Raw genomic sequence first — 24,505 nt, 5'->3', positions numbered from 1 at the left:
CTGATGATAGAACTATTCCTGATTTTTTTTTCAACTTTAATTCCCCCTATGAAAGATCAAATTTTTATTCTCTTGAGAGAGTATCGCCACGGTTATTTCGCTGTTTTTTTGTTCCGCAATACATCTGCGTAAACTGCTAATAAGATAACCAATCCAACAACTACGGTTTGCCATTCTTGAGGTACTGATAGGATTTGAAGACCATTTGTTAACACACTCATAATCAATGCACCGATAACAGTCCCAAGAATCGTTCCTGTCCCGCCACTTAAGGAAGTTCCCCCGATAACTACTGCCGCGATTGCTTCCAACTCATATCCAGCTCCTAAAGCTGGCTGGGCAGAATTTAGCCGGGATGCCATTACGATACCTGCGACACCAGTAAAAACACCTGCAAGCATGTAGATGATGATCTTCCATTTATTAACACTCACTCCAGAAAGGCGGGTTGCTTCTTCATTGCTTCCGAGTGCAAATGTAAATCTTCCAATAATGGTTTTATTTAAAATTATGCTTGCGATAATAGCCATTCCAAAAAAGATGAAAACGGCATTTGGAATACCAGACCCGGGGATGATGGATCCCATAGCAATTTTGTTAAAGCCCGGTAGAGAAGTGAAATAAATTGGAGTAGCTTTAGAAATAACAAGTGCCAACCCCTTGGCAATCATCATCATTGCTAATGTTGCGATAAATGGCGGAATCTTGAATTTTGCGATCGCAGAGCCGGAAATCCACCCAGCTACGGCACCTGTTAAAATGCCTCCGATAATAGCTAACCAAACTGGTAACCCCAGGTTGACAGCAAAAACGCCGGTCATAACCGAAGACAATGTCAGTACAGTTCCGCATGATAAATCAATTCCGCTTGTAACGATTATAATCGTTGCACCTAGTGCAAGGATTCCTGTAACAGCAGTTGATAGAAAAATTCCTATTATATTATCAAATTGAAAAAAGTTAGATGAAGAGATTGCAAAGATTACAATAAGCACAATTAAACTTGCAAATGCTAGAACTTGCTGAAGAGCATTTGAATTGATCCTTTTTTTCTTCCTCTCCTTAATTGGAATGACTGCTGCTTTTTGCATTTCCATTCATGTCCACTCCTTTAAAATCAGTTAGTACCCATTACCCGATTCGTCTTGTAGCAAGTGCCATTATCGATTCTTGCGTTGCCTTTTCATCATTTTTCAATTCCCCTGTAATTCTTCCTTCACACATGACAACAATCCTATGGCTCAATCTCAATATTTCAGGAAGCTCCGAGGAAATCATAATGATAGATTTTCCTTGCTCAGCCAAATCATTCAGCAGCCTGTAAATCTCGTCTTTTGCCCCTATGTCAATTCCACGGGTAGGCTCATCAAAGATTAAAATATCAGAATCTCTCGTCAACCACTTTCCAATTACGACTTTTTGCTGATTTCCTCCGGAAAGGTTTTTTACCAATTGGTTACCGGATGGGGTCTTGATTCTTAACTTTTTAATCATTTCCTCAGATTGTTGATTTATCTTAGAAGCATTCATGAACCCAAGAGGTTTTAAATAGTCTTTCATGGATGCAATTGCAACATTTGTTTTTACATCCATCCCTACCAATAGACCAAATTGTTTCCGGTCCTCTGAAAGATAACCAATTCTATTTTGTACTGCATCAGTCGGACTTTTCATGCTCACCTTTTGACCTTTTATGAGAATCTCCCCTGAATCTAATCGGTCAGCCCCAAATATGGCACGGGCTACTTCAGTTCTTCCGGCCCCCATCAATCCGGCAAAACCGACGATTTCTCCTTTATAAAGTTCAAAGCTTACATCCTTTATGGCCTTTCCCCTATTTAAATTCTTTACTTCAAGCACCTTTTCTCCATTTCGTTGTTTTATTTCTGGTTTTTGATTATTATCAATTTTTCTCCCAACCATCATCGAAATAATTTGATCAATGGTTGCATCCTTGGTATTTATGGTCCCTACATATGTACCATCCCGCATAATCGATACACGATCAGTAATTTTCTTTAATTCTTCCATACGGTGGGAGATGTAAACAATTCCAACACCATCTTGACGCAATTTCCTAATAATAACAAACAGTGCATCGATTTCGGCATCAGTCAAGGCGGCGGTTGGCTCATCCATAATCAATACTTTCGAATCAAAGGAAAGGGCCTTGGAGATTTCAACCATCTGTTGTTTCGCAACTGTCAAATTACCTACCAGTTCTCGAGGATCAAGGTTAATATTTAATTTTTCAAATAATTTTTTTGCCCTGTTATTAAGCTCCTTTTCATCTAAAAAAAGATTTAAAAAACCTTTAGGTTCTCTTCCGATAAAAATATTTTGTGCAACTGTTAAATGCGGGGCTAAGTTAAGTTCCTGGTGAATAATGCTGATCCCAAGCCTTTGTGCCGCTTTTGTGTCTGGAATCGCAATTTCTTCACCCATGTACTTAATGGTTCCAGCATCCATTTGATAGATTCCCGTCAGGATTTTCATAAGTGTGGATTTTCCAGCCCCATTTTCCCCCAGAAGTGCGTGAACCTCACCTTCTTTTAAGTCAAATTGAACTTTAGATAGCGCTTGCACCCCCGGGAAGGATTTGCTTATCCCTTCCATTTTCAGTAGCAATTTACTCATTTTATCACCTACTACTCTATCAATTTTGTAAGCAAAAATTATTTTCATATTAATTAGTTGACTAACTCTTTAATCGATAACAACTCCTTTTTTTAGAATAATATTGGTATAGAGAGCGCTTTCACTAGTGGCAACAATTGCATAAGCCTTCCTTGCCCGCTTATAAAATTCAAAACGGTTTAACCATCTGAAAACAATCAAAATGATTTTCATATTTGAACAAGGACCGTTCCAGAGATAGAAAGTTTTTTTAATATGGGTTTTGTAACCCTCTGGGAAATAGTCTTGGTAAAGGAGCCCCATATCTTTTGTCAGCCAATAATAATCTCCTCTATCCAACTTCCAAAAGTGTTGGTGAGAATCAATATTATTGATAGTGCCCCCTCTTGATTATTGTTATCGATAACATTAAAATAACAAAGAGATCAATAAATGTCAATATATTTGGTAAATTAGGAAAATAATGTTTCGGAGTTAAGCGAATTCCATTGTAAGATCAATAAAAAACGGTATCTATTTTTACTGATAAGATCCAAAAAAAAAACGACTTTTATTCCAATATTGAATGTAAAGTCGTCTTTTTTAGAGTCATATAAAACACAAATGTTTCAGTCCCATGACCTACCTCGATTATCAATTCTTTAATGTACTTCGTAAAAATTTCGAATAGAAATCTCAATTCTAATAACAACCATATGTTATCGTTAACATTATTCCTTGATATATTTTATATAACTATTTACAATAAAAATGAAAGTTTGATATAACCAGGAGGATTACGATTGGTAACTATTTATGATATAGCAAAAAAAGCAAATGTCTCTGCAATGACTGTCTCAAGAGTGATTAATAATTCAGATAAAATAAGTGAAAAAACACGAAAAAAAGTGGAGGCGATCATTAAAGAATTGAATTATATACCCAATAGTTCAGCAAGAAGTTTAATCTCAAAAAAGACTAAAATTTTATCATTAATGATCACAGATATTTCTAACCCATTTTTTACAAATGTCGCACGTGGTGCAGAAGACAAAGCCATGCAAATGGGTTATCAACTATTGCTTTGCAACAGTGATGAAAATATTGAAAAAGAATCAAAATATATCGACATGCTTATATCCACGGGAACTGACGGTGTTCTAATTGCTCCTGCAAGCGACTCTTCGAAAAAAAATATCCGAAAGTTGTCAAAACACCAAATCCCCTTTGTTTTAATCGATCGATATCTCAGCGACCTAAGGTGCGATCAAGTTTTAAGTGATAATGAAACAACTACTAGGAAGCTAATAGAACATCTTATTAAGCAAGGGCATAAAAGAATTGCTATCCTAAATGGTCCATTAGATGTCGCCACATCAAGGGAACGTCATCAAGCATATTGTGATACTCTTAGCTTACATGGGTTGACAATCAATAATAGCTGGATTCATCAAAGTCAATTATTCCATGATAGCGATGTTTCCGGTAAAATTAAGCAGCTCATTGATTTGCCCATTAATGAGCGCCCGACAGCCCTTTTTGCAACAAATAACTTTTTGGGATTAAATACAGTAAAAGCTCTTAAAAAATACAATATAAAAATTCCTGAGGATATGGCAGTAGTTTGTTATGATGGTGTCCCCAATTATATTGAGAATGAACTTTTTCTAACAGCTGCCGAACAGCCTTCCTATAATTTTGGATATATGGGAACCCAAATGCTCATTGAACGAATTGAAAAAACAGGTCCAGAGGAACCAAGAAAAATTGTACTTCCTGCAGAATTCCATATAAGAGCATCTTCTCTTTACCAAGTAAAGTAAAAGGGTGGGACCTTTTGAAGCCCCCCTTTTGTTTCACTATCAATTCCAAGTTTTTGACTATACACCTGTCCTAACGTTACCACCCCACTAATAACGGTGTTATATCACTACTAAAAAAATATTGTTCGGCTTTTTTACTCCAGAGTAGGAATGGTGCTTTGAAGTCCTTGCACCACCACCAAATAATTAATATAAGCTGCTTCAGTCCGTGTTCTTGGCTGATGCAGCTTATATTAAAACTTTAAGTTTTTACGAGTTTATTGTAAAATCAAGAAACATTATGGTAACCATAACATTATTTTATCAAGTACAATTTCATCACCGTGCCCCATCTCCATCAAAACTTTTATCAGTTCTGGTGAAAGAATTGGCGGAATCCCTTTAAGCATATGTCAATGCCTTTTCTTGCACAAATTTGTTCGTAAGCTTCCCTAACTTTTCAATCTCAACCGTGACCACATCTCCTGGCTGAATATAGACACGTTTGTCAGCAGGCAGGCCAAATACAACTCCCTCAGGTGTACCTGTTAAAATAAGATCACCTGGTTCTAATGTCATGTGCTGTGAAATATAGCTGACAATCTCTGCGCATGAAAAGATCATGTCAGAAGTGTTGGAGTCCTGTCTTAATTCATCATTAACATATGTTTTCAAACTAAGATTGTTTGGATCTCCTACTTCATCTGCAGTCACCAGGTAAGGACCTGCTGGACTAAAATCGTCGCATGTTTTGCCAAGCAGCCATTGATGTGTTCTCATTTGAAGATCTCTTGCTGATAAATCATTGACGGTACAATAGCCAAACACATGAGAAAGCGCCTCTTCTTTGGCCACATTTTTGTTTTTTTGGCCAATGATGATTCCTAATTCCACCTCATAATCCAATTCATTCGTTACGGATGGAATGGCAATTTCACTTTGATGACCTGTTAGTGTATTATCAAACTTATTAAATAGGATCGGCACTTCTGGATAGGGGGCATTCGTTTCATCCGCATGGTTTCGATAGTTTAATCCGACGCAAATGATTTTATGTGGACGAGTGACACATGGACCCCAATTAATATCTTCCTCTTCTATTACAACCGCCTTGCCACTTGCCACTGCCTCTTTAACCCTTTTCTCAAAATCCTGTAATTGTGATGGGTTGAACTGAATGACCTGCATGACATCTGTGATTACTTCATCCCATTGATCCTTTTTGGCCGTTTCTTCGATATCGATTAATTGATTATCCAACTTCACTGCTAGTCTTTCATTCTCATTCTTTATAAAAGTAGCTAATTTCATTTTCTAATCTCCTCCTATGCATTTTTTCCAAAAACAACTCCGCCATCAATATAAAGAGGGGAGCCCATCATGAAAGAAGACTCATCTGATGCAAGAAAAAGTGCAGCTTTTGCAACATCTTCAGGTCTTCCTAATTCCCCGCTTAATTGTCTTTTCTTAATACCGTCGATTGCAACTTCAGGGTCAGCGTATGAGGTTTTTAAATAATCTTCAACAAATGGAGATAATATGGTGCCCGGCAGCAAAGCGTTAACACGAATTTTATATGGAGCATAATCCACTTGCATGGCTTTTGTCAGCGCAAGAACCGCCCCTTTCGTTGCAGAGTATGCGGCCCGCTTTGCCAGTCCCATTTCCGCAGCGCACGACGACATATTAATGACAACTCCGGATCTTTGCTCCATCATATAAGGGAGCGTGTATTTAGAAGGCAAATAAACCCCCTTCACATTCACATTCATCATTCGGTCCCAAACATCCGGCTCTACTTCATCTACTCTGCCCACATTGCCGATCCCTGCATTGTTAAATAAAATATCAATTTTTTTATACGTCTCTATGATCTGATGAATCGCAGACTCAACCACTTCGGGGTTCGCCACATCGACTTCGAAAAAGGCTGCTTTTCCGCCTTGTTTTTCTATTTCAGATACCGTTCCCTGTCCATTTTCACGATGAATATCTGTGATGATGACAAAAGCTCCTTCTTTTGCGAATAATTGCGCTGTTGCCTTGCCAATTCCGCTGCCGCCGCCAGTGATAACAGCTATTCTGTCAAGCAGTCTCATACTATTACCCCCATATCATGATTCATATGATCTTCAGGCTGCGCTGCCTTAACGGTTAATCCACCATCGACCATTAATAGATGCCCATTTATTTGCATGGCTTCATCTGAAGCTAAAAAGACGACAGCATCCCCAATTTGTTTTTCTGTACCCAGTCTCTTCATTGGATTCGCTTCAATCTCTTTTTCTAAAATATGAGGATCTTCGAGATAATCTTTGCACATATCCGTTGCAACCGTGCTCGGCCCGACAGCGTTTACATTGATATTGTACTTACCTAATTCAATCGCCAGCGCTTTTGTTAAATGTCCGGCTGCTGCTTTTGACGAAATATAGTGCGGGATCACTGGGCTTGTCACCAGCACACTCGCAGTTGATGTGATATTAATGATTTTTCCATATTTGTTTTTAATCATTTTAGGAGCCACTCTCTGTGTCGTTAAAAAAATAGATTTTACGTTCGTCTGATACGTGTCATCCCATGTTTTTTCTGAAAGAGTTAAAAAAGGTTCAAATGGGGCAATGCCCGCATTATTTACCAGAATATCAACCGATCCTAACTCTTCTTCCACTTCGTCTATCATTCGGTCGACTTCTTCTTTAAACCCAACGTTTGCTTTTACAACCATCGCTTTAATAGGAAACTGGTTTTCTATTTGTTCTTTTAAAGCGTTTGCTTTTTCAAATAAACTAGGTAAAGCATAGTTGATCGCCACATTCGCGCCTTCTTCCGCTAACCTCATTACAATGGCTGCTCCTATTCCACGGCTTCCGCCTGTAACAAGAGCTGTGCGATTTTTTAATTTACTCATCTCTCTTCTCCTCCCTATGAATGATTAGAGGCTAATACTGATTCTGCTGATACTAAATTCTTGATGCCCTAAAATTTCAGCTTTTACCAACTCACCTTGTGCCGTCCTAATAATCTTTTCAAAAATACGATTGCCCGCTTCTTCTATTGTTTCTTTTCCTTTCAACACAGGACTTGTATCTATATCAATGTTATCGTTCATCTTGACCGCCGTATGGTCATTCCCTGTAATTTTGATGACTGGAATAATCGGATTTCCTGTTGGTGTCCCTCGACCTGTCGTAAAGCAGACCATATGAACACCGGCAGCAGCCATTCCTGAAACACACTCAATATCATTCCCTGGAGAATCCATAAAGTAATAGCCGTTCCCCGGAATCTCTTTAGCAAACGATAATACATCTTTTAATGGGGCTGTACCCGCTTTACTTATACAGCCAAGGGATTTTTCCTCGATGGTGGACAAGCCGCCTTCAATATTTCCTGGGCTTGGATTTCCCCCTCTCATGTCTGCTCCAATGCGTTCTACTTCCTTTTCAAACTTATCTACAAAGGCATAAAGCTTATTGGCTACTTCCTCACTGATCGAACTTTGAGCGACAATATGTTCAGCGCCGATAATCTCCGTTGTTTCTCCCATGACAATGGTTCCGCCTTGATTCAAAAGTAGATCTGATGTTTTTCCTAATGCAGGGTTACTGCACAAGCCAGAAGTGGCATCGGAACCGCCGCATTTTACACCAACGATTAATTCTGCCAGTGGTATATCCACCTGTGATATTTTCTGAATCTCATTCAATAATTGTTTCGCAATTTCCATTCCGCTTTGAATCGCTTTTACTGAACCACCTGCATCTTGAATATCTATCCACTCTACTGGTTTCCCTGTTTCTTGAATTACTTCTTGCAGTTCCTTTGCGTTAATCACTTCACAGCCTAAACTGACTAAAAGAACAGCACCGACGTTTGGGTTTTTTCCCATCCCTGCGAGAATATTAAAGGTACGCTCCTTGTCTTCTCCGATCTGGCTGCAGCCATGCTGATGCGGAATAGCCACTGAATCGGGTACCGCTTGCTGAATTCGATTCGCTACATGGTTCGCACAAACAACAGTAGGAATAATTAATAAATGATTGCGAATCCCCATTTTCCCGTTTGGCCGACGATACCCTTTGATCATGTTCATGAATGTTGATCCCCTTTCTTTTTATCACCTCGGCCTCTAATTCCCTCGATATTATGAACATGAACATGTTCACCTGGGGAAATTTCCACAGTGGCTGCACCAATAACCTGCCCATACTTTATGACATTTTCAGATGGATGAATCGGTTTGATGGCAATTTTATGTCCAAATGGGATGACTTGTTTGGCAGTTAATGCTCCTTTTTTACCGTTCATTACGTACTGTAAGCTTTCTCCAGCTTCTACTTCCCTTAGAAGAGTAGCTACATTATCAACCTCGGACATTACAATACTAGTTACATCTTGATCATTTGCCAGTTTCATATTTTTTACTCCTTTATTCAGCTTATAAAACGCTTTTGCATTTTCAGAAAAAATGCTCTCCCTTTCTGAGTCTCTTAACGAATTCGGTAAGTTTTGAGTTACAATCTGTAAAGCTTTCTCATAACTTCCTCCTGATAAACAGACCGGCCAATCGCTGCCAAACATGATACGGGCCGAACCAAATGCTTGAACAACATGTTGAATATAAGGCTTAAAATCGGCTGCCTCCCAAGAATCTGCCAGCGTCATAAAACCCGACAATTTACACCAAACATTTGGAAATTTTGCCAGCTTGCTCATATCCGCTTTCCATTTGTTTAAATCCTTTTTTGAAATTGCCGGTTTAGCGATATGATCAATGACAACGCGCACATTTGGAAGCATCTCTATTAAAGCTTTAATAGAGGGAATATGTCTTTCGGTAATTAATAAATCAAGGGGCAGGTCATATGGAATAAGACGCCTCAAATTCTCTACCACCTGATCCTGTAAAATCCAATCGCTATTTTCGATATCCTGCAGCATCGGGCGTAAACCAACAATCCCTGGTTGGTTCATTAAAAAATCTAACTGTTTCGAGAAGGCAGGGGATGATAAATCTAACCAGCCAACAACACCACAAATCCATTCATAGTTTTCGTATAACGATAAGAGATATAACGTCTCTTCGAATGTAGGTGCCGCTTGAACAAGGACCGTTCCAGAGATCGAGTATTCTTCTAATGAAGGTTTTAAATCCTCTGGAAAATAGTCTTGGTAAAGAATCCCCATATCTTCTGTAAGCCAGTCGTAATCTCCTCGCTCCAGTTTCCAAAAGTGTTGGTGAGAATCAATGATATTGATACTGTTCCCTCCTTAAATGTTAGTTAAATGTTATCGATAACACTAAATTAACAAAACAATTTGAAATTGTCAATATATTAAATAATGCTTATTGAGGACAAATCACACTTCAAAACCAAGCAAAATGTCCTTCGTAAGTTCGATAAAGGACCAAACGGTATCAATTTTACTGATGAGATAAGAAAAAGACGACTTTACTTCAAATATTGAATGTAAAGTCGTCTTTGTTAGTAGTCATATAAAACACAAGTGTTTCAGTGCCCTTGCTCCCCAGCCCATCTGTCTTTTTTATCGAATATAACTAGTAAAAAGGTTATTGGATTTCAGTATAATGCCGGAGTTTTATTTATCCTATTTCCAGAATCTTTTTGTGGTATTAAGTTTGCGAATTTAAGATCAGCAATCCAGTAAATCAGAAAAGCAGAAACACTGAAAAAGAAAAAGAAAATTAAAAATGAAAAGCGTAATGAAAGAATGGTCCATGCACTAAGAATAATCATACAAAAAATCGATAAATGAATTTTGTATAAACCTACTTTAAGACTATTAAGACACAAGTGTTTAAAGGATGTGACCATATTGACCATAAGCGGATAAATGCTTAAAAAGGATACAACAAACAAGAAACTGACAAATAGGATGGCAACATGAATAAAGTTTTTATAAGGTAATGTCACTTGTTGTAAAAACAGTAAATCGAAAATTAAAAACATTCCTAAAAGGGTATAAAAAATCCCTACTAAATAGCTTTGCTTCCAATTCTCAACAAACATTTCCTTATACTGAGAAAAAACATCTGCTTCTTTTGTTATTCTCCACCTTCTTACTACTCCAAAAAGTGCAGCGATGGCAGGGAAAATAGTAATAATGGGAATACAACTTAGAATAAATAGGATGTTTAAATACATGAAGTTGTACAACCACATGCATAATCGATACAAGCGACTATCTAAACTAAAAATTTCCTCCACCTCTTAACATAGAAGACTTAATTTTCTACTAATTCTGATTATTATAGCATAAAATGGAAATGTATGTTCACATATCTCCTTCATGCGATAATGGTGCTGGAACATAAAGTGTTCGTTGCGGGATTTATGATTATAGGTTAATGCTGACATACTGCACCTTCTTCCCCAGATTTAATTGGCTTATGTCTTCCCTTGTCGATATGGACTACCTTCCCGCCAGAGCGAATCGATTCTGTTGCGGCACAGCCGACCGCAACACTCATCCTGCCTGTCGCATGACTCGGGTGTAATGGCTAATGGTTTTTCACAATAAACATGTTTTCCTGCTTGGAGTGCTGCAATGGCATGTTCTTCATACAGATAATCAGGTGATAAATTCGCAACCGCATCGATGTCCTCTCTTGCAAGTAACTCTCGATAATCGGTTGTAACAAAAGCGTCTTCATTAATTTCCTTTTTGAACTTCTCTAGAGCTTCCAATGACACATCTGCCGCTCCAACAACAATCGAATTTCCCTCTGGTTTATGCCAATATTCAACAATTGTACTTCGCCCGCCTGTGCCTATGACACCGATTCTAGCTGTTTGCATACTAGTACCTCATCTCATAGATTTTATTTTTAAAATAGCAGCAGGAGCTTTTGGTCTTTGTTCATCTTAAGGGCGATAAACCCATCAAGAGCTTCTATTCTTTTATCTTCTTTTCCTTCTTCACGAACAATTACAGCATTGTTTGTTTTGAAAATGAATTCGTTTCCAGCATGGCATGTTACGCCCAATTGACTGACCTGCAGTTTATCCCATGAAATATTGACCTCAAATCCACCTCGAACCCGCACTCCAGATAATGAACCTTGCAACCATGTAGAAGGAAGTGCCGGTAATAATTCAACATATCCTTTGTGTGATTGGATAATCATTTCTACAACCCCGGCTGTATAACTGAAATTCCCATCAATTTGGAAAGGCGGGTGGGCTCCTAATAGATTCGGATACAATCCTCCCCCAACCATTACTTCCCTTTTCGCTGTACAAATGTTAAATAATTGATGAAGCAATGCATTTACCCGTTCCCCATCCTTCAAACGAGCCCAAAGACACATCTTCCAGCCAAGACTCCAGCCCGTTCCAGCGTCACCGCGTCGATTTAACGTCTGCCTAGCAGCTTCTAAAAATGGACCATCGATAATTTGCTTACCTGGATAGACTCCATACAAATGAGATACATGCCGATGGCGTGGTTCGACATCCTCATAGTCAAGGAGCCATTCCTGCAATTGACCATACTTCCCAATCTGTAAAGGATGAAGGCGTTCTTTTGCTGTAGTTACTTGATAAATCCATTCATCGTCCACGCCGAGGATCCCCGCTGCTTCCACACAATTGGTGAACAAATCCCAAATCAACTGCAGATCCATTGTGGAACCCTTCGTAACCGAGCCCCCTTGTCCATTTTCTGCATAGAAGTGATGTTCCGGTGAGGTTGATGGTGAAGTGATCAAATAGCCATCCTCATCCTCCACCAGCCAATCAAGGCAAAATTGTGCCGACCCTTTCATAATCGGATAAGCCTCTTTTCGAAGGAAATCTTTATTCCCGGAATAGAGATAATGCTCCCACAAGTGGCTGCACAGCCATGGCCCTGACATCGGCCAAAAAGCCCAGTTCGGATCTCCGTGACGCTCGCCGCCAACAGGATCAGCATGTCTCCACAAATCGGTATTATGATGGGCCGTCCATCCATTGATGCCATACCGTTCCTTTACCATTTTCTCCCCTGTTACCGAAAGCTCCTGGATTGCCTTTAACAGCGGACGATGGCAATCTGACAAGTTTGTCACCTCAGCAGGCCAATAATTCATTTCCGTATTAATGTTTAATGTATAGTTGGATGACCATGGTGCCCGAGTCAAGTCATTCCATATACCCTGTAAATTGGCCGGCTGCGTTTCTTCTCGTGAAGAGGAAATCAGCAAATAACGTCCATATTGAAATAAAAGCTCGACCATCGCTAAATCAGCAGCACTATATTTCTGCACTCTTTCATCCGTATCAAGCGGCTCTTCTGTCTGTTTATGTCCTAACGAAAATTCAACACGGTTGTAAAGAGTTTGATAATCTTGAATATGTGTTTCTTTTAACTGCTTATAAGGAATGCTCATGGCTTTTGAAAGAATGGCTTCATTTTGCCCAGTTAATACTTCAAAATCGGTCCCAGGGAGTTGATCAAAGCCCTTAAATGAGGTGGAAATAGAAAAATAGAGAACAGCATTTGTTGCATTTTGGATGGATAGTCTTCCATTCGACGACTCTACCTTTCCATCCTCGATAACAACCCCTAGTTTTCCTTCAAAATGAATCGCTTGTGTTTCACCAAAATCACCATAAACAATTGGCTGTTCGTCCTCATGAAAATAGTTTGGAGCACATTTTTCAGGGCAAATTCCTTGTAAAACCAACTCTTCTGAAGAATTGGAAGTTTTATATTTTAACGTACTATCTAATGAAACGATCACATTTAATTGGTTGGCAACGGAACTAGTAAGCCGGACGGCTAACACCTGATGCGGATGTGAAATAAATGCTTCCCGTGTGTATTCGATTTTTCCAACTGAATATTTTACAGAAGAGATCGCTTGTTTAATGTCTAATGTCCGCACATAGTTCCGTGCCACATCTCCATGCAAGTATTGAATGGTCAGATTCCCTAACGGCATATAGCTCTGTGTATAAGGACCAAACATATTCTTCGTTTCACTGACCGCCTCTTCATAATTCTCTTCATCAATCAATTTCCTTACTTTTTGCAAAGATTCCTGATCGTTGTATTCTCGGTTCCTCTTTGGCGGACCTGACCACAATGTATCTTCATTTAATTGGAAACGTTCATTCTCAACTCTGCCAAAGTGCATCGCGCCTATTCTCCCGTTCCCTAACGGCAGAGCCTCTGTCCATTCCATTGCTGCTTTTTTATAGGTTAAAAGATTCATTAGGCAAATCTCCCATTTTCAATTATTTTTTCATTTCGTTTCAAACAGACTTCTAGAATCAAAAATAACGGTCTGTTCATTCTTAATTTTTATATCACTTTCATTCATTTCGTTCATTCTAATGTACGCAGTGAAGTCCCCTTCATAGGTATTTCCTTCTAGTAAAACTTTTTTACATGTATCAAATTCAAATAATATATCCTGAATTTCATCGTAGTTCCTAAATGGAAGTACCTTAATAATCTTATTGCCTTTTATCGTTAAGTTTTCCACATTTTCTGCAGAAACCACACATTCATGCTGCATATAAAAAGTGTTATTCTCCACTGTAATATTTTTATGAATTGGTACTGGTGATTTGATCTCGCCAAGCGGGATCGGATGGATATAGATGGCTGGTTTACGATATTGCCAATCTTCAACCGGATTCACATGAAAGGTGTTCCCCCGAATCGTCATATCCCTGACAGGACCAGATTCATACCAATCGTTCGAATCATTTGAAATGAAGATGGTACTCATTGTAATATTTTGAAAATGATTGCCTTCTATCAACACTTTTCCCCGTGTTGTACAGAGGATCCCCCTCGTAGGAACATGGGCAAATCTATTATTCTTAATCACTACTTCTGGTGTATACGTCACGTTTTCCATAACATATAAAAATTCACCCGTCTCATTATGCACACAATCAAAAGGCAGCTCCTTGTTGAATGTAACTTGCATGGTTTGAAGATCATTTCCTTCATGTCCCGGATGCACTATATTCGTTACTTCATACTCTTCTCCGAATTCATCGTCCATCATTGCTCGATTAAAAAAGGCCACTCTATCACCAATATGATATTGTGGGAACCCACTTTGCTGACGGTGAGCATAAATGACTTCTATAGATTTTTCATCGATGATTTTTTGTACTCTTGTGAACGTTCCGTGGATATTAATGGGGTCATCATGGGGATGCATGAAGGTACACCCGTCCACAGTAATCACACCTTTAGCGCCTGACGCATGGATAGAATCGGCAAAGCTTGATCCATGCTTACCCATGGCACTATTGGGGACGAACTCAGTCGCCTGAAACGTAATATCACCGCTCATTTGTATTAAGAAGCCAAAACCATGCAGATAATGAATAGTTATGTTTGACAAACTTATCCTTTCACTTTCCCAAATAAAAGCACCCGCCGTATTCCGATCTATTACTTTACAAAATTCAAACACGCGATTGTCAACAACTGCCTGTGGAAGGGTATGATGATAGTGGATACGAATTTTACTTTTCTCTAATTCCTCTATTCTCATTCTATTATCTGCGAAAGGCCCTTCATTCACTGAATATCTTCTTTTCACTCCCGTCGATTCATCAAATCCTACGATGACAATATCATTTTTAGAACCTTCTTCTTTCCAATAATATTCATTTGAATAAGGACTCTTTTCACTTAACCAGTAAAAATAGGGCTGATTTTTACTAATTTCATAGGGAACATGTTCTCCTAGTTTATAATCAGCATAATAGTGCCCATTCTCTGCAACGGTTCCCTCGACGACTAATTCTGATAGTGTTGATACCTCATAATCCCATGAGAAGTTTTGTAAAGTGATATTTTTCGAGTGAAAAATCCCCAATCCCATCACATCTCCATGAAAATAAAAGAATGAACCATTCCCTTCAATGGTAACATTCTCTTGTTCTTCAATGAGGAAGCAAACCGTTTTAATCGGGTGCCTTCTCGTATCCGTATTTGAGGTATGAAAGGCTCTCTTCAGTGCATGATCTGGGTAAAAATGATAGATTCCTGTAGGAAAAGAAAGAATGATGTCTTCTTTTATTTCTTTTATATCTTGCAGCAATTTAGTCACGATGGGTGAATGATCTTTATCTGAATTTGCTTCTCCCCCGTATTCTCTTACATCAATGATCCTTGGTTTCATCACTGCCACCTCAATTTTTAAAAAAGAATACACATTAGTACGAGACTTATGTGTATTCTTTTTTACTATGTTTGATGTTTATTTTTCTAAATCATATGCTTTTTGATAGATTTCTAAATAGCGATCAACTTGTAAATTTTTAAAGCCAGCAATATACGTATCCCATTCTTTATCAATGTCTTTTGAGCCTGTCACGAATTGAATCATGTTTTCTTCGATATACTTATTGATATTTATTTTTAACAATGCCACTTCTTCAGCATCTTTAGGACTAACCCAAGCTGCTTCAAAATTAAATTGTTCTTTTGGTTCAAATCCATCATATTTCAGTGTTGCGTTATATAATCTGCGCTCATACCCTTTTGGAGAAAGTTCATCCTTTTCAGTTGCCAACGAGTCTCTAAGTTCTCTAGTCAATGCTAAAGGACCTCTTTCTCCCCAGCCAAATTCACCTTCATCTTTCTTATTAGGATCTTGTGGAATGAAGGCATATTTTGCTTGTTTGCCCGTTAAATCAATGTCCTCAGGTCCACCCTTTTTCCAATTCACGCCTTCTTTCCCTCTAGTGGATAACATTGTGCCTTCCTCAGAATACAAGTAATCCGCTATTTTCATTAATACTTCTGCTTTCTTTCCTTTTGCTTTATTTGTTATGGCAAAAGAAAAACTATTAACATTACCGTAATCAGATGGTGTGAATTGGGCTCCATCCGGTCCTTTTAATGGTGGTACAACATCATATTGTTTTGCTGCATCTAATTTTATATCTGTAATGATAGCCAAGTGACTCGCTGCTCCAGCCCCAAGGACTACATCCCCTTTAGGTGTACCCAATTGTCTATAAGCGTCTGGATTTTGCGTAAATGCACCTTGATCGATTAATCCTTCTTTATATAATGAATGAATGTATTTCAATCCATCTTTCCACGCCGGCTGTACTGCACCTAATAACAATTTCCCATCGTTAACATTAATATAATCCTTACCATTATTCGGGATAAAGGCATTCATTAAAAATGTGGTTGGGTTATCCCCTAACATTGTGCTTTCGCCGCTCAATGGGATTTCATCCTTCTTGCCGTTTCCATTCGGATCATTATTCTTAAATGCTTCTAACGCTGTTTTATATTCTTCGGTTGTTTTAGGCATTTCTAAATTCAATTTCTTCAACCACTCAGTATTGATCCACATTTTACCATATCTAGAACAGTGGTAGCATTCGTTTACCGGTGCCAATCCGTAAATATTTCCATCTGGGGCTGTCATCCCTTTTTCTAAATATGGAATATCTTTCATCAGGTTTTTAAGATTGGGTGCATGTTCTTTAATTAAATCATTAAGAGGTAAGAATACACCTTCTTTACCATACTTTTGTGCATCCACTTTTGAAATATTGTCTATCCATGGGACTAACAAATACGCGTCTGGAAAATCACCACTAGCTAAAGATAATTGACGTTTTTCTTTTGCTGCATCTTCATTAACATACTCCCAGTCAATTTTGACATTAAATTTTTCTTCAATCATTCTTGTAAATTCATTGTCTTTGCTATCAAATTTACCTTCATACGATAATTTTGGTGTGAAAATCTTTAATTCCATCGGACCATTTGGATCTGACTTTTCACCTGATGCACTTTCTGATGAAGTGTTCTTACTAGGAACACATCCGGCGAAAAGCATGACAACTAAAACTAAAAGCATAAAACTAATGGATAATTTCTTCATTTAACCCTCTCCTTTGTTTTTTTACGTTATTTGAATTCTTCTAACGTTCATAGTTTAAAAAGGATTTTATTTATCACCCTTTAACTGATCCAATCAACATTCCTTTCACAAAATGCTTTTGGACAAAAGGATACAGCACCAAAACTGGTAAGCTGGAAATCACAATTAAGGAGTACTTCATTAATTCTTTAAGACCTTGCATTTTCAATATATCTTCTATATTGGCTGATGGATCTGTATTCAAAATTAAGATACTTCTTAAAATAAGTTGTAATGGATAGAGCGCATCAGATTTCAAATATATCAATGCATCAAAGTACATATTCCACTTCATAACAGCATACATGAGAACAAGAACAGCAATAATCGGTTTCGCCAGCGGCAATACCACTTTAAAGATAAAGCCAATATCGCTGCAGCCATCCATTTCACTTGCTTCTACTAGTTCATCTGGAATCGTAGATTGGAAGAATGTCCGAGCAATGATGACTTGGAACACCGCTAATGCAGAAGGGAGTAATAAAGCCCATATTGTATCAATTAAGTTGAGATTTTTTACGACGAGATATAACGGAATTAATCCACCATCAAAAATCATTGTAAAAACAAGCAAGATCATGATGAATTTGCGTCCATAAAATGTTTTTCTCGAAAGCGGATAAGCGAGCATAATCGTGATACTAACGCTAATAAATGTTCCGACAACTGTATAGAATAATGAATTCGAGAACCCCTGAAGAATTTGCGGGTTCTTAAATACCGTCGTGTACCCTAATAGGGTTGGTTCTACAGGCAAAAGCCATACTTGTCCGGATGTTACCGCAGATGCACTACTAAATGAAGCGCTCACAATATAGATAAGCGGATATAAAACAGCTAGTAAAACTAGAGCTAAGAATACGTAAATAGCTCCCACAAAAATACGATCGACTTTTGATTCTTTAATACGTGTATTTTTCGTAATCCCCATATGCTTCCCTCCTACCACAAGCTTGATGACGAGAATCGTTTGGATATTTTGTTAGCAGTAAAAATTAAAATGAAGTTAACAAATGAATTGAATAACCCTACTGCTGATGCAAAACTAAAGTTCGCTCCAAGCAATCCGACTTTATATACATAAGTAGAAATGACTTCAGAGGAATTCGTATTTAATGGATTTTGTAATAGATAGATTTTTTCAAAGCCTAAAGACATGATACTTCCAACATTCAGAATTAATAAGACAATAATAATTGGGAATATTCCCGGAAGGTCCACATTCCATATTTTTTGAAAGCGGTTGGCTCCATCGACCTTAGCTGCCTCATACAATTGCGTATCTACACCTGCTAAAGCTGCTAAATAAATGATTGTTGCGTAACCGGTGTTTTGCCACACATCTGACCATACATAGATAGATTTAAAGTATGATGGATTCCCTAAAAAATTAATGGGCTCGATTCCAAATAAACCTAGAATATGATTAACAATTCCGGTATTTGGTGATAAAAACAAGATAATTATCGACACCATAATGACCGTTGAGATAAAATAAGGTGCATACGTAATCGTTTGGACAAATTTTTTGAAACGAGCATGTTGGACTTCATTTAAAGCCAATGCGAGTATGATAGGACAAATAAATCCTACTATTAATCCGTAAACGCTTAACCCAAGTGTATTTTTTAATAGTAGGGAAAAGTTCGGACTCTCAAAAAAGTCTTTGAAATACTTCAATCCTACCCAGTCGCTTCCAGCGATCCCTTTTACCACACTAAAGTCTTTAAAGGCAATGACAATCCCCGCCATCGGAACATACCTAAAGGTAATCAAAAACACTAATGGGATCGCAACTAGAAAATACAATTGCCAGTGTTTCTTGATCTTTTTCCACGTCGATTTTTTTGAAACAACATCAATTGTACTATCTACTTTTTTCAATCCTTGTTCATTCACTACTGCTATTTTCATGTAACCCCCCCCATTTTTTAAACGCTTTCACTAAATTGAAAAAATTTTAATTTGAATGTTACTTCAAATGTTACCGCTATCATAATTAAATTTTCAAAAATTTGAAAGAGGCGATATTTTTTTAAACGTACAAGAAAAGAACCCTTTCGTATCAAGGGTTCTATCAGTAAAAGGATAGAGTACCGTACACAAAATCGCTAAGGTACAATTTAATTTTTTCGTTTTTTTTCTATAATTTATGCATCGTTCATCATTTTTCGAAACTCTGATGGCGTTGATCCCGTATTCCGTTTAAAGGCACGTCTAAACGAATGGGCACTATTATAGCCAGCAAGCAAAGCGATATCTTCAATCGTTTCCTCTGTATGCATCAATTTTGTTTTGGCAAAATTAATCCGTACTTCCTCAATATAATCTGAAATATTGACGCCAGCCGACTCTTTGAAAGTCAATGGTACCATTTTTTCAGGAAGGCCCACAGCTTCGGAAATGTTATACAACGTTAAATCAGGATCACTATAATTCTGTTTAATCCAAGTTTTCATCCTATTTACGACCTGCTGTCTGCCAACAGACTTATTTTCATTAATATTCTCTGCTATTTCTAGTAGCACTTCTTTCATCTGCTCGATCTTTATCGTAAAGCTTCCCTTGTTTGACAATAGTTCCTCTAAATGAACACGTACGTTTTCCACCTTAACCGCGTTCAATTGTATATTTTTCGACAAAATTCTCACAATCGTTCCATTCAAAGCTGCTATAAGTTGGATGCCAATTTGGTATGTTAACACCCTTCGTTCTACATTTTCATAAACAACCTTATCAAACAGCTCTTTTACTTCCGTTATTTCTCCGTTCTTCACAGCATTAAAAAGGCGGAGTTCTATCTCAATTGGATAGTATAAATCTATCGTACCTTCTTGATGCTGCTGCTCATACTTATACAATGATCCATGCTGAACAGTTTGATTATATGGTAAGCTTAGCTTTGCCTCTTCAAACGATTGATGAATATCTGTTAACTGTTCAAAAGGGCTGCCCATCCCAATATTCACTTTCAAGCTGAATTTCTCTTCGATTTGTTTAATAAATGAATGAAGTGTTTCTTCTAATTTTTTACTTTCTCGAAGTTCTACCTTTTTATCAGATGATAATAGGAATAGGACATGGTCTTTATCAATATTGGAGCATATGACCTCTCCCTTAAAAAAATCCGTTAATTCATTTTGAATGTATAGTTGGGCAACATTCATTTCTTCTAGCATATCCTTATCCAGTTCATTCATCATGTGAATAATTTGGACGATCCCAACAAAACCAAACGATCCTTTGATTGGCAGCTTAGCCTGATCAATTAAAAGCTGTGTTTTTTGCAGGGAAATCAAATTTCCCATCATTAATTTTCGAATCACCGAATCCTTTAAGATTGGTAACTGGTTTTGAATTTGAACCTTTAGCAGATCATTTTTTGCGATGATATCTTCCACATTGCTATGGATAAAATCATACGGATCCGCACTGTTTCCAATATCTGTTATTTTCATAACACTAAGAAGCCGATTAAGAGGTATACTATTTTTATACGAAAAAACAAAGGCCATAAATAATCCGACAATCAGCGTAAAAAATGCGATAACGAAACTGATCGTTTGAATAAAACTAACATCCGCTGATAATTTCTCTTTTGAAATAACGGCCACATATGTCCACTTATTCGTGTTTGATTTCGTTTCTATATAAATATACTTCTTGTCATGGTTCTTCAGAGAAAATTTGCCGGTAGACTGATTTAAGGAAATCAGGTTTCGATCCATATTATCTCCTACAAGTAAATTCCCGTTTTCACCGAGAATAAAAGTTGAACCATCATATTGTGAAGAAATTCGATGCAATAAATTGGTAATTTCCGTTTTGTTTATCATTACCACGATATTGGCTAACGGTTTTCCCTTGCTATTAAAAGGAAGTGATTGCACATACGTGATAATTGGTTCTGTACCTCCCTCTATCTTTACTTTTGTAGAAGGAAAATAATAACGGGAAAGATATGTTTGATTGACATCTTTTTTCCACTTTTCAAAACTTAATCCTTCATAGAGATGGGTATGATAATAATCTTTTGTTCGAGTGTACGATGACTTAGGAGATACGATGGTGTCGATCTGGTTAAAATAGATATAAAAATTTCTAAACAACTTATTCGTATACCAATACGGATTAATACTATTTTTAACTTTATATATATCGTAAGCTATATTCATATCAGTATTTGACTTTCGATCCATCAATTGATTAATTTCTGGATTCAAAGACATCTGATAGACAAATTTCTCAATCTCATCATTTTTTTGATCAATAATTTCCTTCGTTTGATTCAGCAGATTTTGACTGTTCTCACTTGCATTTTCTTTTATTTTATAGATATTTACTTGATATATGATGAAACTTGCTAAAAGTGGAATAATTAGAATCAGAATATAAGATAATAAAAACTTCTTAAAAACATTTATTTTTTCAAGTCTATTAAACATAATCCTCCTCCTTTCCTCCACTTATCTATTTTAGAAAATGGCTTAATTCTTTTACAACATTAATTCGCTCCGTGTTTGCTACAACCGCTAATACGAGAGGTTGATGATGATCAGATAACGAAGAAAAAGAAGGCACACTTGAAACATCCACACCTGTAATTTTAGAAGGATCATGTTCAGGAGAAAATATAGTTCCTTTCCAATCTTTGAAGTCCTTAATACTGCTCAAATCATATAAATTGCCGTCTTGATTAAATTGGTGAAAGGTCTCTTCATCTGTTAGCAGCACATCCACTTCTTTTGCCGCCATTTCTGCTGCTAATTTTTGAAATCTCTCTACTGCTTCGGGATTGCCCGATACATTGCTTGTGTTGTATGAAATAACCGACAGTTTCTCATTTTGAAACCGCTTACTTTCAAGTGATAATTTTTCTAGCACTTTTTGTACAGCGTTTGCTTGGGTGTCATTCACATTTTCTCCAACAACACGTACTCCTAGAATCTCTTTTGGTTGATTCGTAAAAGTATGGATACCCATGGCGAGAAAGAAAATGATCACAATCACGGCAATCATGTGAAATGAATAATATTCAATTAAATACTCTATTTTACCTTTCAGTGTTAAAGGTTTTAATCGTTCTCTTAATTTTTTCAATATACTGTCACCTCTTGTATACTATTTAGCGTACCTTAAATTTACTTTACATAAATACAGTTATCTATCTGCATTACGTCGCCGCCATCAAGTGTACCGGCCTGAATTAACTCTATCTCGCTATAGAAATTCGAGAGTACTTCTCGCATTTCTACAATTTCCACATTGCGGCTTTCTGCACCAGGATTTGTAATAATGGCACATTTTTCCGTAATAATCGCTGAGTCTTTTAAATAAGTAGAGTCAGGAAAACGCTCATCCGCCTCTAGGACAGTTACTTTTACACCGCATTGCTTCAGTGCACCCACATAGCTGCTGTGTTATTCAAGCGCTTTTTCATAATCGGGTTTCCCCAAATCTACTGTTGTTAGACCGTTTACAAAGCTCTTGCTAATTTTGCGTACAATAGTTTGTGAAAACTTCAAATAAAATTGCTTCCCTAAAATAAATAATATAAGCTGCTTCAGTGCGTGTTAATGGCTGCTGCAGCTTATATGAAAACTTTAAGTTTTCACGAGTTTAATGTACAATCAAAAGTCATTATGGTAACCATAACATTATTTTATCGATACTCAGCACTATACTAATATAAAACCAGTTCAAAAAAATCTGATAATATAAAAAGGACATCCGCGAGTTAAACATCGCATCCATTAATATGGGCGTCTACGGCAAAGACGGGCACCAATGGACAGAACGTGTTATTAAGCCATATACTTTTCACGTTCTTCCAAAGCTTATCCGAAAAACAACCATTCGGCTATTATCCCATTTACTTAGCATGTCCGCGATCAATTAGCGAACATCAGAGTCAACATCTGATTTCCGTACATTCCCGTCAATGAGAGCGACCTTTAATTAAAGGCTTACAATAAAAGCTGCAGTGATTTCAATAGTGAAGTCACTGCAGCTTTTATACTAAGCTTTTTATTAAACTGCCAAACTATGATTATAACTGTCTATCGGATATTGATAACCTCTGAAAAAAACTACCAGGATCCCATTACGCAAGAACTCCTATTTTTTACTCTACAAATGGTATATATGAGTGAATAACCACCTGATCTGGCCTCATGCCTTCTTCATCATAAATGACAACTTCATTATGTTGAGTTAATAAGGATGCCGGAATCTTATATTCCTCCTGCGGGCCAATGTTCCAGTACCGTCCTAAGCAGCGGCCATTGACCCAAAAACATCCTTTACTCATATGATTAAAACGAATCTTTACAATCTGACCTTTTTCTGGGATCCAGTCAAACTGACTTTTATACCAGCGTGGAGTAATCGATTGTGGATTCGCGACGATAGTCCATTGCTTTTCTTCTCCCAGCTGAGCAAATGATTTTGTTTTCCAATTACGGATTTGCTCTTTTTCATTGTATAAATAGAGATCAAACCGACTAATACTAGAAAGGTTCTGAGCATCTAAATCTATTACATTCTCACCCTGCTTTAAGGCATCGCTGATATCAGCAATCCCGTGAACAGAACTGCCTCTAGACCAAGCCGTTTTACTTTCCATCAATATTTTTACGGAGCTTCCATTCACCTGAACTCGTGAGACTCCTTCACCAACAAGAATTGCACGATCATAGCCGTCATTGAAGAAGGAATTCAAAAAACCAATACGCCCTTCAATTTTTGGGATTTTGGATAAATGATGAGGTACACCGCACCCTTCAACCTGCCATCCCTCCCGTATTGATAAATACTTTCCATTAAGAGCAGGCGCTTCACTCATCCCTTTTGGTTCACCGATGGCTTGAGAATAATTGAATCTCCCCATATTCTGGACAAGGCATGTTAATGTATTTTTCCCTTTCTTAACTGGAACCTCAATGGCTGTAGCCCCAATCTTGCTAAGCTTGCCGACGTATTGATCATTACAGAAGACCATGACGGGATCCTCGATTCTCGTAAAAACAATCGTCGTATCCTTTGTTTCCTCAGCATAAAATTCACTTTCATAACCTAAATAGCCGCTAAACTGTCCGAAGCTGCTAAAATCAAGCGGTTTGTCAGCCTCTTTCACGTTTCCGCTAAAAAAACAAAGCTT

General features: G+C 37.6%; 18 protein-coding genes and 4 pseudogenes. 2 read left to right on the top strand and 20 right to left on the bottom strand.

Going from position 1 to position 24,505, the window contains the following annotated elements:
- Window positions 1-92: 92 nt before the first annotated feature.
- The 3 genes and pseudogenes from AC59HZ_RS22610 to AC59HZ_RS22600 all read right to left on the bottom strand — a co-directional run.
- Window positions 93-1,091 carry an ABC transporter permease gene (locus AC59HZ_RS22610; protein ID WP_496548199.1) on the bottom strand — a complete coding sequence of 333 codons (999 nt, stop codon included), beginning with the start codon at window positions 1,089-1,091 and terminating at the stop codon, window positions 93-95.
- Between the two features lie 40 nt (window positions 1,092-1,131).
- The gene (locus tag AC59HZ_RS22605) at window positions 1,132-2,637 is read right to left on the bottom strand and encodes a sugar ABC transporter ATP-binding protein (protein WP_496548020.1); all 1,506 of its coding nucleotides are present in this window, start codon (window positions 2,635-2,637) and stop codon (window positions 1,132-1,134) included.
- Window positions 2,638-2,706: 69 nt separating this feature from the next.
- Window positions 2,707-2,854, bottom strand: a pseudogene (locus AC59HZ_RS22600) (RbsD/FucU domain-containing protein); the annotation flags it as partial.
- Window positions 2,855-3,419: 565 nt separating this feature from the next.
- Here AC59HZ_RS22600 and AC59HZ_RS22595 point away from each other — a divergent pair.
- On the top strand, window positions 3,420-4,439 hold the full coding sequence (locus tag AC59HZ_RS22595; protein WP_496548019.1) for a LacI family DNA-binding transcriptional regulator: 1,020 nt from the start codon (window positions 3,420-3,422) through the stop codon (window positions 4,437-4,439).
- Window positions 4,440-4,744: 305 nt separating this feature from the next.
- On the opposite strand, the pseudogene AC59HZ_RS22590 reads toward AC59HZ_RS22595, so the two are convergent.
- From AC59HZ_RS22590 to AC59HZ_RS22515, 16 genes and pseudogenes are all read right to left on the bottom strand, one after another.
- A pseudogene (locus AC59HZ_RS22590) lies at window positions 4,745-4,828 on the bottom strand (RbsD/FucU domain-containing protein); the annotation flags it as partial.
- Window positions 4,821-5,729 carry a fumarylacetoacetate hydrolase family protein gene (locus AC59HZ_RS22585; RefSeq protein WP_496548018.1) on the bottom strand — a complete coding sequence of 303 codons (909 nt, stop codon included), beginning with the start codon at window positions 5,727-5,729 and terminating at the stop codon, window positions 4,821-4,823. The gene AC59HZ_RS22585 and the pseudogene AC59HZ_RS22590, both read right to left, overlap by 8 nt.
- 14 nt (window positions 5,730-5,743) lie before the next feature.
- Complete coding sequence (locus tag AC59HZ_RS22580) at window positions 5,744-6,517, bottom strand: SDR family NAD(P)-dependent oxidoreductase (protein ID WP_496548017.1); 774 nt, start codon at window positions 6,515-6,517, stop codon at window positions 5,744-5,746.
- On the bottom strand, window positions 6,514-7,329 hold the full coding sequence (locus tag AC59HZ_RS22575; protein WP_496548016.1) for an SDR family NAD(P)-dependent oxidoreductase: 816 nt from the start codon (window positions 7,327-7,329) through the stop codon (window positions 6,514-6,516). Before AC59HZ_RS22575 ends, AC59HZ_RS22580 begins: the two co-directional genes overlap by 4 nt.
- A gap of 24 nt (window positions 7,330-7,353) precedes the next feature.
- Window positions 7,354-8,514 (bottom strand): UxaA family hydrolase, encoded by a 1,161-nt coding sequence (locus tag AC59HZ_RS22570; protein ID WP_496548015.1) that lies wholly within the window; start codon window positions 8,512-8,514, stop codon window positions 7,354-7,356.
- Window positions 8,511-9,671 (bottom strand): amidohydrolase family protein, encoded by a 1,161-nt coding sequence (locus AC59HZ_RS22565; protein ID WP_496548198.1) that lies wholly within the window; start codon window positions 9,669-9,671, stop codon window positions 8,511-8,513. Before AC59HZ_RS22565 ends, AC59HZ_RS22570 begins: the two co-directional genes overlap by 4 nt.
- A 332-nt stretch (window positions 9,672-10,003) precedes the next feature.
- Entirely contained in the window at window positions 10,004-10,588 is a 585-nt protein-coding gene (locus tag AC59HZ_RS22560) for a DUF624 domain-containing protein (protein ID WP_496548014.1), read from the bottom strand.
- 243 nt (window positions 10,589-10,831) lie between these two features.
- Window positions 10,832-11,242 carry a Gfo/Idh/MocA family protein gene (locus tag AC59HZ_RS22555; protein WP_496548013.1) on the bottom strand — a complete coding sequence of 137 codons (411 nt, stop codon included), beginning with the start codon at window positions 11,240-11,242 and terminating at the stop codon, window positions 10,832-10,834.
- A 29-nt stretch (window positions 11,243-11,271) separates the two neighbouring features.
- Window positions 11,272-13,641, bottom strand: coding sequence for a glycoside hydrolase family 95 protein (locus AC59HZ_RS22550; protein ID WP_496548012.1), 2,370 nt, complete (start codon window positions 13,639-13,641; stop codon window positions 11,272-11,274).
- Between the two features lie 30 nt (window positions 13,642-13,671).
- Window positions 13,672-15,579: a right-handed parallel beta-helix repeat-containing protein gene (locus tag AC59HZ_RS22545; protein WP_496548011.1), complete on the bottom strand. Its 1,908-nt coding sequence runs from the start codon at window positions 15,577-15,579 to the stop codon at window positions 13,672-13,674.
- A 78-nt stretch (window positions 15,580-15,657) separates the two neighbouring features.
- Window positions 15,658-17,307, bottom strand: a complete 1,650-nt coding sequence (locus tag AC59HZ_RS22540) for an extracellular solute-binding protein (RefSeq protein WP_496548010.1) — start codon at window positions 17,305-17,307, stop codon at window positions 15,658-15,660.
- Window positions 17,308-17,380: 73 nt separating this feature from the next.
- A complete protein-coding gene (locus tag AC59HZ_RS22535) occupies window positions 17,381-18,277 on the bottom strand; it encodes a carbohydrate ABC transporter permease (RefSeq protein ID WP_496548009.1) in 897 nt (298 codons plus the stop codon).
- 11 nt (window positions 18,278-18,288) lie between these two features.
- Window positions 18,289-19,260, bottom strand: a complete 972-nt coding sequence (locus tag AC59HZ_RS22530) for an ABC transporter permease (RefSeq protein ID WP_496548008.1) — start codon at window positions 19,258-19,260, stop codon at window positions 18,289-18,291.
- A 236-nt stretch (window positions 19,261-19,496) separates the two neighbouring features.
- The gene (locus tag AC59HZ_RS22525) at window positions 19,497-21,791 is read right to left on the bottom strand and encodes a helix-turn-helix domain-containing protein (RefSeq protein ID WP_496548007.1); all 2,295 of its coding nucleotides are present in this window, start codon (window positions 21,789-21,791) and stop codon (window positions 19,497-19,499) included.
- Between the two features lie 25 nt (window positions 21,792-21,816).
- Window positions 21,817-22,446, bottom strand: a complete 630-nt coding sequence (locus AC59HZ_RS22520; protein WP_496548006.1) for a hypothetical protein — start codon at window positions 22,444-22,446, stop codon at window positions 21,817-21,819.
- 41 nt (window positions 22,447-22,487) lie between these two features.
- On the bottom strand, window positions 22,488-22,754 hold the full coding sequence (locus AC59HZ_RS22515; RefSeq protein ID WP_496548005.1) for a hypothetical protein: 267 nt from the start codon (window positions 22,752-22,754) through the stop codon (window positions 22,488-22,490).
- Window positions 22,755-23,068: 314 nt separating this feature from the next.
- Between AC59HZ_RS22515 and AC59HZ_RS22510 the strand changes: the two are divergent.
- Window positions 23,069-23,245: pseudogene (locus AC59HZ_RS22510) on the top strand (hypothetical protein); the annotation flags it as partial.
- A gap of 225 nt (window positions 23,246-23,470) precedes the next feature.
- Here the strand turns inward: AC59HZ_RS22510 and AC59HZ_RS22505 are convergent.
- Window positions 23,471-24,505 (bottom strand): annotated as a pseudogene (locus AC59HZ_RS22505) (beta-galactosidase); the annotation flags it as partial.

Source organism: Neobacillus sp. DZ-9 (assembly GCF_059587065.1).
Note: the sequence above shows the minus strand (reverse complement) of the source record. Positions and strands in the feature narration are given on the sequence as shown.